General features: G+C 43.0%; 12 protein-coding genes. 6 read left to right on the top strand and 6 right to left on the bottom strand.

The features are described 5' to 3' along the window. Positions 1 to 135: 135 nt before the first annotated feature. Positions 136 to 315, top strand: coding sequence for a hypothetical protein (locus tag AB4517_RS02030; RefSeq protein ID WP_017061927.1), 180 nt, complete (start codon positions 136 to 138; stop codon positions 313 to 315). A 64-nt stretch (positions 316 to 379) separates the two neighbouring features. Here AB4517_RS02030 and cueR read toward each other — a convergent pair whose 3' ends face one another. The 5 genes from cueR to zipA all read right to left on the bottom strand — a co-directional run bounded on the left by cueR (position 380) and on the right by zipA (position 6,596). Then, complete coding sequence (cueR, locus tag AB4517_RS02025) at positions 380 to 772, bottom strand: Cu(I)-responsive transcriptional regulator (protein ID WP_017061928.1); 393 nt, start codon at positions 770 to 772, stop codon at positions 380 to 382. Positions 773 to 865: 93 nt separating this feature from the next. Next, positions 866 to 1,669 (bottom strand): DUF2057 domain-containing protein, encoded by an 804-nt coding sequence (locus tag AB4517_RS02020; protein ID WP_372147816.1) that lies wholly within the window; start codon positions 1,667 to 1,669, stop codon positions 866 to 868. A 98-nt stretch (positions 1,670 to 1,767) separates the two neighbouring features. Continuing rightward, complete coding sequence (locus tag AB4517_RS02015) at positions 1,768 to 2,922, bottom strand: porin (protein WP_372147815.1); 1,155 nt, start codon at positions 2,920 to 2,922, stop codon at positions 1,768 to 1,770. Positions 2,923 to 3,447: 525 nt separating this feature from the next. After that, complete coding sequence (ligA, locus tag AB4517_RS02010; RefSeq protein ID WP_372147814.1) at positions 3,448 to 5,460, bottom strand: NAD-dependent DNA ligase LigA; 2,013 nt, start codon at positions 5,458 to 5,460, stop codon at positions 3,448 to 3,450. Between the two features lie 92 nt (positions 5,461 to 5,552). After that, positions 5,553 to 6,596, bottom strand: coding sequence for a cell division protein ZipA (gene zipA / locus AB4517_RS02005; RefSeq protein ID WP_372147813.1), 1,044 nt, complete (start codon positions 6,594 to 6,596; stop codon positions 5,553 to 5,555). A 229-nt stretch (positions 6,597 to 6,825) separates the two neighbouring features. On the opposite strand from zipA, the gene cysZ reads away from it, so the two are divergent. The 5 genes from cysZ (at position 6,826) to crr (ending at position 11,827) form a co-directional block, all read left to right on the top strand. Then, a complete protein-coding gene (cysZ, locus tag AB4517_RS02000; RefSeq protein WP_029235129.1) occupies positions 6,826 to 7,584 on the top strand; it encodes a sulfate transporter CysZ in 759 nt (252 codons plus the stop codon). Positions 7,585 to 7,821: 237 nt separating this feature from the next. Then, positions 7,822 to 8,790 (top strand): cysteine synthase A, encoded by a 969-nt coding sequence (gene cysK, locus AB4517_RS01995; RefSeq protein WP_017061934.1) that lies wholly within the window; start codon positions 7,822 to 7,824, stop codon positions 8,788 to 8,790. A 302-nt stretch (positions 8,791 to 9,092) separates the two neighbouring features. Further along, a complete protein-coding gene (locus AB4517_RS01990) occupies positions 9,093 to 9,350 on the top strand; it encodes an HPr family phosphocarrier protein (protein WP_004734263.1) in 258 nt (85 codons plus the stop codon). Positions 9,351 to 9,486: 136 nt separating this feature from the next. Further along, a complete protein-coding gene (gene ptsI, locus AB4517_RS01985; RefSeq protein WP_372147812.1) occupies positions 9,487 to 11,211 on the top strand; it encodes a phosphoenolpyruvate-protein phosphotransferase PtsI in 1,725 nt (574 codons plus the stop codon). A 106-nt stretch (positions 11,212 to 11,317) separates the two neighbouring features. Next, positions 11,318 to 11,827, top strand: a complete 510-nt coding sequence (gene crr / locus AB4517_RS01980) for a PTS glucose transporter subunit IIA (RefSeq protein ID WP_004737851.1) — start codon at positions 11,318 to 11,320, stop codon at positions 11,825 to 11,827. A gap of 485 nt (positions 11,828 to 12,312) precedes the next feature. On the opposite strand, the gene AB4517_RS01975 is transcribed toward crr, so the two are convergent. After that, positions 12,313 to 13,056, bottom strand: a 744-nt coding sequence (locus AB4517_RS01975; protein ID WP_372147811.1) for a flagellin, incomplete at its 5' end; no start/stop codon positions are given.

Below are 13,056 nucleotides of genomic sequence, written 5' to 3'. Positions count from 1 at the left end.
ATATATGAATAGTTAACCTTACTCTCGCTTATTTATAATTATTAAAAATGTTAAGTCCGTCCAATTTTTGAAATTTTCTTTTCCTTGTCCATACTTTCAATTATCTCAATTAGAGATAAACCTAATGGAGTTTGTATGAGACATTTTTTAATAATTCTAACGGCTATTTTCAGCTTGTCATTTGGAAGCGCTCTAGCGAGCAGTCAGTCTCCTGGTAACGGAAACATGGGGCCTATCGTTAAGTGTTCAGATGGTAACGCAGTCACTCATGTACCACTGTTGATCTGTAAACATTACGGCGGAAAGGTGCTGTGATAGGTGATTAAAGTCAGGCTAGTAATGAAATTGCTGCCTGACGATTATTTAGAACTGGAATAACCTAACTGCGGCCAGATAGATTATTCAAGATAGGACATTCCGTTGAAGTATCTCCAGGGCAGTCATGTACCCAAGATTGTAGCTGCACCTTCATCTTGTTTAACTCCGCAAGCTTCAACTCTATTTCATCTAACTTCTGAGTAGCCTTCTTCTTTACTTCGTAGCTTTGTCTGTTGGGATTCATTGCCAACTCAACCAGTGACTTACACTCATCGAGAGTGAAACCAACCATTTTAGCTCTCAAAACGAACTCTAACTGTTCGATATGAATCTCGCCATATTGCCTGTAACCATTTTCTGATCGGTGCGGTGGGCTCATCATGCCTTTACTTTCGTAAAAACGAATGGATTTCGCTGTTGTACCAACACGCTTCGCTACTTCACCAATATTCACAATCTTACCTGTAAGCCTAAAATGAAAAACCGCAGTACTGCTGTTATACAATACTGCGGTTGAAAAACATAGCTAGAGACTTACGTTAGAAGCCTACTCTTGCTCTAATAGCCAAATCATAGTTTGAGATTTTTCTTCGCTGTTTAGCTTATTGAACCAATATGAAACCATTTCGATTTCTTTTGAGCCTTCTAGTGATGTTGGGGTAGCGTTTTTACGATTCTTGAATGCCCAATCAGTCACTGCAGCTTGCTCTTCTTTTGTTGCTTCACCATACCAATAATTAACCATCTCTTGAGCTTGAGACGCTTTTGGTTCTTCAGCAACCACAGCCGCGACAGGCACCGCTACTGGAGCAACAGCCATAGCTGTATGATTATTTGCGCCATTATAGATTGTGTCGATATACGCTTTCGGCACAATGAAAGTTGTACTCATTACTGAGTTTTGTCCATCAAGTGTAAATTCTAAGTTCTTTTCTCTTGCTTGCTGGATGTCAGCTTCGCTCAATGGAAATTTAATATATTGAGTCTTTGTGCAGTGTTCGCTGCAGCTCTCTCTTGGAACTTGTCTCTCTTCAAGGTCTATCGTCTTACCAAAAAAACTTACGGTTTCGTATTCTTTATAGCTCTGGAAGTAACTCACATCCATGATAATTGAAGATTCTGGAGCCGAATTCTGCGTTACTTCTTTGTTGTATGTAAAGTAGAGTGACGATTTCAGGATATCAGCACCGACGTTCGCTTTACTTTCAGCTACATAAGATTGTCCAGTCACTTGAATGTAACCACCTTTTGGTTGTACATCTGCAACTGAGTCTACAAAATTACTTTGTGAATCGAGTGAACTACAAGCTCCCAAAAATAATGATAATACAACTACACTAACTTTATTCATTATGACTAATTCCTTATGTTCACTATGGAAAAACGCTGGCAAACAAAATTTACCAGCGTTTTGATTTTTATCTAACTGTTTAAGCTAAAGATTCTAGCTTAGAAACCGTATTCAAGACCAACGCGAGTTACGATATCTGTATCAGCGTCACCAACAGTACGACCCGCTACACGTAGGTAAGGTACGAAACCGTTATGAACAGCCATTAGCTGACCAGAGATAGTGTTGCTATCTGAGTCTGCATCTTTCTTACCATTTGTTTCAGATTCTAGGTTCGCTGCGTAACCTAGTTTGAAGCCAATTGGACCATTCCAGTATTGACCAATGATTGAGTAAGAATCTTGAGTTACTTTACGGATTCCGTTGTCTAGCTCTTCGCCTTTATATGCTGCAGCAAAACCAAAGCCTGCTGGTAGGCTAGCTTCGAAGCCTACGATGTACGCAAACGTGTCATCATCATAGCCCGCAGTACCTTCAGATTTAAGGTAGTTGCCGCCTTCAGTTACTAATTGGTCATTTGCATCTTTAACACCACCAGCCACATCAGCTGCTGTACCAACAGCCCACTGATCTTCAGTTGCTGCCACTACACGAGTACCAGATTCAACCGCACCCATTAATGTTACTTTTTCGAAGCTGTACTTAGCACTTGCGCCAACAAAGTTTGCGTCACGAGTTGCTGCACCACCACCGTTGTCGTTATCGTCACGACCAACAGAAGCTGCAAAAGAGAAACCGCCAAATTTAGCTGAATCGTAACGAACTTGGTTAGATTGACGATCGTAGTGACCGTTGATGCCGCCCCAATCGAATACAGAACCTAGACCAGGGTTAGAGAATGGCCAGTCGACGATTTCGTATAGTGGAGTAAGAACACGACCCACACGCAGGTTACCCCAAGAGCCAGAAGCACCAACGAACGTATCACGGAAACCAAGCACACCGCCTGAAACGCCGCCATGACCCCAGTCTGTGCTATCTACGTAGCCAGATTCAATCTGCATTGTGATTAATACGTCATCAAACATCTCTTTATGAGCACGGAAGCCGATACGAGATTCATTCTCTACAGCGTAACCTGAGCTGTCGTCTCTGTTGTCAGTTGTGTTGTAGTTAACTAGAGAGATAGCTGCAACACCGTATACGTCAACGTTGAAATCAGAGTTGATACCAACTTCTTTAGCCATTACGCCTGTCGATAAAAGTGCAACGGATGCACCTAGTAGAGTACGTTTGAAAATTTTGTTTTCCATGGAATAAAACTCCTAAAAATGGATATAGCTGTTTGAATATTCCCCGCCTAAAGTTGGCCGCCGTAGAGAGAAATACCTTTTCTTGTTTGAGAACCCTAAACTCTGAATTCTCTATTTCCTTTCTGGTTATACACATCATGTGCATCCATGGCATTAAGACTAACTTCGCCCTCAAAAAGATCAATGAGAACTTAATTTTCATCTAAAAAAATATGAGTTGGTGCAAATTTAATAGGTACTTAGTGATCCAGATCGATAAATAGAAAAATCCTCACCAAAACAAAATCAATACCAATAAATTCAACAACTTGAGGTAATTATCACTTTGTAAAAATAGATATGACTCGCATTTTTGATACAACTACAATGGTATTTCATTAATGTTGAGCAGCGTCACTGTCCTGATTTTAGAGTTCGTATAGGAACAAAATTCTCAACAATTAAAAAGCCCTCATTTTTATATCAGAAACAAAAAAGGCACTCCCTTGAAAGGAGTGCCTTTGAGCTTTTTTTATCTGTATTTACTTACGAAATAAGGGCTATTAGATCTTCTTCTGTTCTTATTTCGATACCTAAATCTTGTGCTTTAGTTAATTTAGAACCCGCAGCTTCACCGGCAAACAAGATGTCCGTTTTCTTCGATACGCTACCCGTCACTTTCGCACCTAATGCTTGTAACGCAGCTTTAGCTTCACTTCGACCTAATTGCGACAATGAGCCTGTTAACACAACGACTTTACCTTCTAATGGTAGCTCTTGGTCATCGGCAGCTTCTTCGATGATTGGCCAATTCACACCTAGCTCTATCAGCTGATCGACGACCGCTCTGTTTTTCTCTTGTGAGAAGAAGCTGGTGATATGGCTAGCAACGATGTCACCAATATCTGACACTTCAACTAATTGTTCATGAGTAGCTGCTTGAACCAGTTCCAACGTCTTAAAGTGTTGCGCTAAGTTCATCGCTGTCGCCTCACCGACTTCACGAATACCGAGTGAATAGAGGAAACGCGCTAACGTCGTGTCTTTAGCTTTATTCAACGCACTCACGACGTTTTGTGCCGATTTAGGCCCCATTCGGTCAAGAACAGTAATCACGCCAGCACTTAGCTTAAATAAATCAGCAGGTGTTTCGACCATTTCACGGTCCACAAGCTGCTCAATAACTTTCACGCCCAGTCCATCAACGTCTAGCGCCTTTCTAGAAACAAAGTGTTTAAGTGCTTCTTTACGCTGCGCCTGACAGACTAAACCGCCAGTACAACGCGCTACAGCTTCACCTTCTACACGCTCAACCGCAGAACTACATACTGGGCAAGCATCAGGGAAAACAATGTCTCTAGCCGTTTCAGGGCGACGATCTAGTACAACAGCCACTATTTGTGGAATAACGTCACCTGCACGGCGAATAATAACGCTGTCGCCTACCTTCACGCCTAAACGCGCAATCTCATCGGCATTGTGTAAAGTGGCATTGCTGACCGTCACGCCACCAACGAAGATAGGTTCAAGTTTAGCAACCGGCGTAATAGCACCAGTACGGCCCACCTGAAATTCAACGTCATTGAGCAGTGTAATCTCTTCTTGAGCTGGAAACTTATAAGCAATTGCCCAACGTGGCGCTCTAGCAACAAAACCAAGCACTTCTTGAGCCGCGATATCGTCGACTTTAATAACAACGCCATCAATCTCGTAAGCCAGAGCATCACGACGAGTCATAATATCTTGGTAATAGGCTTTCACGTCTTCGAGAGAGCTCAGTTGCTTAGTCTCGGGGCACATAGGTAAGCCCCAACCTTTAAGCTGTAAAAAGCGTTGGTAGTGACTATTTGATAGCTCAGCGCCTTGTACAACACCGACACTGTATGCGTAGAAAGCTAGCGGACGTTTCGCAGTAATACGGGAATCAAGCTGACGCAGGCTACCTGCGGCGGCATTACGTGGGTTAACAAATACTTTCTCGCCTTTCTTCAACGCCATCTCATTCAACTTATCGAAACCCGCTTTTGGCATAAACACTTCGCCACGAACTTCAATACGCTGCGGCCAGCCTTCACCTTGTAACTTAAGTGGGATAGAGCTGATTGTACGCACGTTTTCAGTGATGTTTTCACCCGTCGCACCGTCACCACGTGTCGCAGCCTGAACTAAAGTACCATTCACATAGAGTAGGCTAACGGCAAGGCCATCAAGCTTAGGTTCACAACAGAAAGTCTTGAGGTTAGCGGTTGGCGCTCTATCAGACATTCGCTTATTGAACGCATCCAAATCTTCATCAGAGAAAGCATTGTCCAGAGAAAGCATTGGGATCTCATGAGTCACTTGAGTGAAACCATCGAGAGGCTGACCACCAACACGTTGGCTCGGAGAATCTACCGTCACTAGTTCCGGGTTCTCTTCTTCGATCTTTAGCAATTGCTGCATTAATCGATCGTACTCGACATCAGGGATCTCAGGACTATCTTCTACGTAATAACGAACGGCGTGATAATGCAGAGTTTCTCTTAACTGCTCTAAGGTAACTTGAATCGATTCTTTCATATCATTCTCTATCGTGATTGAAATATCAAAAAGGGCTCCCTTAGGAGCCCTTTTCTATAAATATAGATTATTTACAAGGCTAAACAATACGGCTAGGCATTCGATGCCGTCATAAAGTCTCTGATTTGCTTGCGGTAGTCAGATAAACGGTTTGGTGTCATTAAGTTGCGTGACTCATCCAGCACGTTTCCGCCCATATCGTCAGCAATTTTCTGCGCCGCACTCAGCATCACATTGAAGTTTTGATCAGCTTGACCATAACAAGGCAACGTCATAAAGAACGAAATACCTTTAGTCGTGAAGTCAGCAGGATCATCATGTTCTAGCGTTCCTGGCTGCATCATGTTTGCAACGCTGAAAATAACCTTTGGTGCATCTGTAGATTGTGCAAAGCAGTGGTAAATAGACATCTCACCATAAGTTAAACCGTTGTTCTCCATGCTGCGGAAAAGTTCAGTCCCAACGAATGGGATCTCTCCAGCACAGTGAACATTAAGAACGATCACTTCTAAACCAAGTTCTTCATCTGGTTTTGCTTCTTCAACAGTCGCACTTTGCGGAGTCACGACTTCTTTCGCAACAACCGGCTTTCTTTGAGTAAGCGTTTCGTTTGGAACGACTGGCTCATCAACTGTTTCAGAAGGCTCTTCAAACGAACCGTACTGCACTTTAAAGCCGGCATGGTTTTCTTTTTGCTCGTCAGTCAACTCAAAGCTTGGAACTTCAGGCTCAACGTCCTTCTCTTCCTCAATCACTTCAGGTTCACTTTCAACCTTAATTGGGTCTTCTACGCTGAAAGAAGGAAGATCATTTAATTCGATATCATCTTCGTAAGCTTCTTTCGCTTGTGGCGCTGTTAGCGGATCTGAGTCGATCAGCGGATCAGTATCAGAGGGTGAAACAGCAAAATCCGGCTCTTTACGTTCTTTTCGGATTATCTCAAAATCATCTTCTGGGGCGAATGAACGGTTTGGAATAGTTTCTGCTTCATCTAAGCTGTCGTTATCAAGCTTACCGAGCGGCTTATCTCCAAACTTTGCTTTCCCTTCTTTTTTACTCGTCCATAGACCATGGAACAATAATGCGGCGATAGCTAATGCGCCAACAATAATGAGTACAAATCGCAATTCCTGCATTTTTCGCTCTCAGCTTTCTTAGTCAACTAGCTATAAACACGCTGTCACTAAGTTGGGTTAATTTGGCTAATCTCACTACTCTATCAAAAGTAGCCACTGTTTTAGAACAACTTAATACAATTAGTTCCTTACATGGTGTGATTTTCACCACGCTTTTTTTCTTAATTTCGGTCGAGTACACTAGACATGTTTGCTATTTAACCAAATTCACATGTGACCTAATTTAAATATGACTATTGAATCTGTTCCCCGCTCCGGCTTTGGCTATTTTATTTTCGGAATAAAAATCGCTTTATCACCGAGCATTCGTAAGTTTGTACTAATGCCACTTATCGCGAACGTGTTACTCGTTGGTGGTGCCTTGTTTTATATCTTCTCCAACCTAAACACTTGGATTGAAGGTTGGATTGGTGCATTGCCAAGTTTCTTGTCGTGGTTGTCATACATTTTATGGCCATTACTTGTGTTAACCGTCTTGGCCACATTCTCGTATTTCTTTAGCACGCTCGCTAACTTCATTGCCGCACCGTTCAACGGTTTACTCGCGGAAAAAGTTGAAGAGTTGTTGAGCGGTAAAAAAGTTAATGACGATGGTTTACTTGATGTCCTCAAAGATACCCCACGTATATTAGCGAGAGAATGGCGCAAGCTTGTCTACATTCTGCCAAAAGCGATCGGTTTATTCCTACTTTTGTTAATTCCAGCACTAGGGCAAACCGTTGCTCCGTTTTTATGGTTCATTTTCACAGCATGGATGTTAGCGATTCAATACGCCGACTACCCGTTCGATAACCATAAAATCAAATTTGATGACATGAGAAACAATTTGAAACAAAAACAAGGTAAGAGCTACAGCTTTGGCGCGCTTGTTTCTGTGTTCACTACTATTCCAATTTTAAACCTGATTGTGATGCCCGTTGCCGTTTGTGGCGCGACAGCAATGTGGGTTGCTGAGTTTAAAGACCAAGCTCTACGTTCTCGTCTATAGTTCTCGTCTCTAACCCTTTCTACACTTCCTAGTTTCGCCTATCTTTTTGAAGTTCTGATTTCAATAAAGATAGGCGTCAATTCTGCTACATATCTATATGATATAACTTTTTAATCCTTTTACCTTTTTTTCAACTTGTTTAATCTAAATTCAAGCTGAACAAACATCGAAAGACACTAGACGGTAAAGTGATTGATATACTACGTTTAGTTCTGTCATTAAATGAAGGAATATCGCATGAGCAAGATCTACGAAGACAACACCCTAACGATTGGTAACACACCTCTAGTCCGCCTTAACAAAGTAAGCAAAGGTAACGTCCTAGCTAAGATCGAAGCTCGTAACCCAAGCTTCAGTGTTAAGTGCCGTATCGGTTCTAATATGATCTGGGAAGCAGAAAAAGCAGGTACGCTTAAGCCAGGTATCGAGCTTGTTGAACCTACCAGTGGTAACACAGGTGTTGCACTTGCATTCGTAGCAGCAGCACGCGGTTACAAACTAACGCTAACTATGCCTGAATCAATGAGCCTAGAACGTCGTAAGCTGCTTAAAGCGCTTGGCGCAAACCTTGTGCTAACTGAAGCACCAAAAGGCATGAACGGCGCGATTGCTAAAGCAGAAGAGATTGTTGCTTCAGACCCAGACAAGTACCTACTACTTCAACAGTTCAACAACCCTGCTAACCCACAGATTCACGAGCAGACGACTGGTCCTGAAATTTGGGAAGCAACAGACGGCGAAATCGACGTGTTTGTAGCGGGTGTTGGTACGGGCGGTACTATCACAGGTACAAGTCGTTACATTAAAGGTGAAAAAGGCAAAGCGATCACTTCAGTAGCGGTTGAACCAGCAGAGTCTCCAGTGATTGCACAGGCACTTGCAGGTGAAGAAATCAAACCAGCTCCACACAAAATTCAAGGTATCGGTGCAGGTTTCATCCCTGGAAACCTAGATTTAGAGATTATTGACCGTGTTGAATCGGTAACTTCTGAAGAAGCGATTGAGATGGCTCAACGCCTAATGAAAGAAGAAGGTATTCTTGCAGGCATCTCATCTGGCGCGGCAGTTGTAGCAGCAAACAGAATCGCCGAACTACCTGAATTTGCAGGAAAAACTATCGTTACTGTACTACCAAGCTCTGGTGAGCGTTACCTAAGCACAGCCCTATTTGCTGGCATCTTTACGGAAAAAGAGAACCAACAATAATATGTGGTCAAATCAATTTTTCGTCCAAAAAAGCCCCGTTTAGGGGCTTTTTTGTTGATCCCTGCCCCACCTTTGGTAATATCGGGTCTGTTTTATTTTTCGCTTCAAAATAAAAGAAGCAATAAACAAATTCTGAAAGTCATGAGTACTCAGCAAAAGACGACCATGGCTGGATAAAAATTTATAACCAGTCTAAGTTCTAACACGAACATGGCGTACTAGCCTCTAGCGCATTTGGGCTAAAGCAGTTAAGCTAATCTGGTTACAAACTTACAAAAAATAAATTAATTGGGGTATATAAAATGTACGAGAAGCAAGTAGAAATCACAGCAGAAAACGGTCTTCACACTCGTCCAGCTGCACAGTTCGTTAAAGAAGCAAAATCTTTCGACGCTGACATCACAGTGACTTCTAACGGCAAAAGCGCTAGCGCGAAAAGCCTGTTCAAACTACAAACTTTAGGCCTAGTAAAAGGTACTAACGTTACTATTTCAGCTGAAGGTCCTCAAGCTCAGCAAGCAGTAGACCACCTAGTTGCTCTTATGGATCAACTACACTAATACGGTCTCCTTCTTTCAAAGCCATTTTGCATAGCAAAGTGGCTTTGTTCGAAATAGATAGGAATAAGCGCGACATTAGTCGACGACTTAAAGTCACACACTCTCCCGTTTACAGTTGAACAACTAAGGTAAGGCTATGATTTCAGGCATCCTAGCATCTCCTGGTATTGCTTTCGGTAAAGCACTACTACTTCAAGAAGATGAAATTGTCCTAAACACTCAATCTATCTCTGACGACCAAGTTGAAGCAGAAGTACAGCGTTTCTTTGACGCTCGTAACAAATCTTCTCAACAACTTGAAGTTGTTAAGCAAAAAGCACTTGAAACTTTTGGCGAAGAAAAAGAAGCAATCTTTGAAGGCCACATCATGCTGCTTGAAGATGAAGAGCTAGAAGATGAGATTTTAGCACTCATCAAGAAAGACAAGATGCACGCAGACAACGCGATCCACACTGTGATCGAAGAGCAAGCTGTTGCACTAGAGTCTCTTGATGATGAGTACCTAAAAGAACGTGCAACTGATATCCGTGATATCGGTACTCGTTTCGTTAAAAATGCTCTAGGCATCAACATTGTATCTCTAGCAGATATCAATGAAGAAGTTATCCTAGTAGCTTACGACCTAACGCCATCTGAAACTGCACAAATCAACCTAGACTACGTTCTTGGTTTCGCTTGTGACATCGGCGGTCGTACATCTCATACTTCAATCATGGCACGTTCTCTTGAGCTTCCAGCTATCGTTGGTACTAACGATATCACTAAGCAAGTTAAGAACGGCGACATGCTTGTGCTAGACGCGATGAACAACAAGATCATCATCAACCCTTCTGAAGCTGAACTAGCAGAAGCTAAGAAAATCAAAGCAGATTTCGAAGCAGAAGCGGCTGAACTAGCAAAACTAAAAGATTTACACGCTGAAACTCTAGACGGTCACCGTGTAGAAGTTTGTGGCAACATAGGTACAGTAAAAGACTGTGACGGTATCCTGCGTAACGGCGGTGAAGGCGTTGGTCTGTACCGTACTGAATTCCTATTTATGGACCGTGACGCGCTTCCTACTGAAGAAGAGCAATACGTTGCTTACAAAGAAGTAGCAGAAGCAATGGAAGGCGAGTCAGTGATTATCCGTACTATGGATATCGGTGGCGACAAAGACCTACCATACATGGACCTTCCACAAGAGATGAACCCGTTCCTAGGCTGGCGTGCAGTACGTATCAGCTTGGATCGTCGTGAAATCCTACGTGACCAACTACGTGGCATCCTACGTGCATCTGCACACGGTAAACTACGTATCATGTTCCCAATGATCATTTCTGTTGAAGAGATCCGTGAACTGAAAAAAGCAATCGAAGAGTACAAAGTTGAACTTCGCGCTGAAGGCCTAGCTTTCGATGAAGAAATCGAAATCGGCGTAATGGTTGAGACTCCAGCAGCTGCTGCAATCGCACACCACCTAGCGAAAGAAGTATCTTTCTTCTCTATCGGTACTAACGACCTAACGCAATACACTCTTGCGGTAGACCGTGGTAACGAAATGATTTCTCACCTATACAACCCACTATCTCCTGCTGTTCTTACAGTAATCAAGCAAGTGATCGACGCATCACACGCTGAAGGTAAGTGGACTGGTATGTGTGGTGAGCTTGCTGGTGATGAGCGTGCAACGCTACTTCTTCTTGGTATGGGTCTAGATGAGTTCTCTATGAGCGGTATCTCTATCCCTAAAGTTAAGAAAGTAATCCGTAACTCTAACTTCGCTGAAGTTAAAGCTATGGCTGACGAAGCACTATCTCTACCAACAGCTGCTGAAATTGAAGCTTGCGTAGAAAAGTTCATCGCTGAGAAAACTCAGTAATCGCCAATCGCTTAATAACGTTAGACGGCTAAAAATAGTCGTCTAATTTGTTAGATTGGTATAGTATATTCTACAGAATAAAACTAAACGTTAGGAGCATGACACAATGGGTCTGTTTGACAAACTGAAAAAGCTTGTATCTGATGACAGCGCTGATGCTGGTGCAATCGAAATCATCGCACCTCTTTCTGGTGAAATCGTAAACATCGAAGATGTGCCAGATGTAGTTTTCGCTGAAAAAATCGTTGGTGACGGCATCGCGATCAAACCAGCTGGCGACAAAATGGTAGCTCCAGTTAACGGTACTATCGGTAAGATCTTCGAAACTAACCACGCATTCTCTATCGAGTCTGACGACGGTGTTGAGCTTTTCGTTCACTTCGGTATCGATACTGTTGAACTTAAAGGCGAAGGCTTCACTCGTGTAGCTGAAGAAGGTCAATCTGTTAAAGCTGGTGACACTATCATCACTTTCGACCTAGCGCTTCTAGAAGAGAAAGCAAAATCTACGCTTACTCCAGTTGTTATCTCTAACATGGACGAAATCAAAGAGCTGAACAAGCTTTCTGGTTCTGTAACTGTTGGCGAAACTCCAGTTCTTAAAGTAACTAAGTAATCTCGATTACTTATCTGCTTTAATTAAAACGCTACCTAAGGGTGGCGTTTTTTGTGCCTGCTATATAGTTCTAATGCCAGATTACCAGCCGCTTTGGCCTTATACCTAACAACTACAAATCCCCTTCTTCTTTGGGCCTCTCACGAACAGAGATCCCTGACATCTCGCTCGGTTCGATTCTGGGATGACGATTAAACACTATGGTTTAAGCCTGAGTGATTGTTACTCAAACCGACCTCTTCTATACAGTTAGCTATAGAGTCACCAATACCCAACTCCCGTCATTCCCTACAGTGAGGCACGAACGTGATAGGGAATCTCGCTTTCCAATCAACTACCAACACCACAACTCCCCTCTCTTCTCCAAATTTCAGGCAATAAAAAACCCAGCCGAAGCTGGGTCTGTTTAGCGCTCATCTCTCACCACGAGCTAATTTGTGGAAGCCTAACGTCAACACTATCGGTCAACGTGGCTTTTCAATCGATTAACCTAGTAGGCTAAGTGCCGAGTTCGGTGCTTGCTTCGCTTGAGCAAGAATCGAGCTTGAAGCTTGAGAAAGGATCTGAGACTTAGTCATCTGAGTCGTTTCTTTCGCGAAGTCGGTATCTTTAATACGGCTCTTAGATGCGTTAACGTTCTCGTTAATGTTGTCTAAGTTGCTGATAGCGTGGTCGAAACGGTTTTGGAAAGCACCTAGCTCAGCACGGTGACTGTCTACATACTTAAGGGCCGCATCGATTACTGCTACAGACTCTTGTGCGCCGCCAACAGATGTTACGTCGATAGTATCAACCGTTACGTCTTTAGCTGCTTGAATACCTAGCTCGCCCGCAAGACCGCCAGAGAAAGACACATCGCCGCTCACTTTGTTGTTGCCTGTGAACATTTGTAGCTTGCCGTCTTCAGTAACAGACGCTTTAACAGAATCTTGTTGACCGTTGATGTAAGTCGCTAGCTCTTCGATGTCATCACCCGCTTTTGCGCTGATGTCGATTTCTTGTGCTTGGCCGAAGTTGTCAGTGAACGACAGTTTTAGGTCGTTAGAGCCCGCTTGAACGTTCCAATCTTTATCTTTCGCGTTCTCAGTTTGGTAGCTCTTACCACCCATCTGAGCGTTATCAGAGCGCATGTCTTTCAGTTGAAGCATTACCGCTTCACCGTTGTCCGCACCGATTTGGAATGACTGAGTTCCGTAAGTGCCATTAATGAGTTTGTTACCACCGAAAGA

It is taken from the genome of Vibrio sp. 10N.222.52.C3 (assembly GCF_041474195.1).
Classification (GTDB): Bacteria; Pseudomonadota; Gammaproteobacteria; order Enterobacterales; family Vibrionaceae; genus Vibrio; species Vibrio crassostreae_C.
Note: the sequence above shows the minus strand (reverse complement) of the source record. Positions and strands in the feature narration are given on the sequence as shown.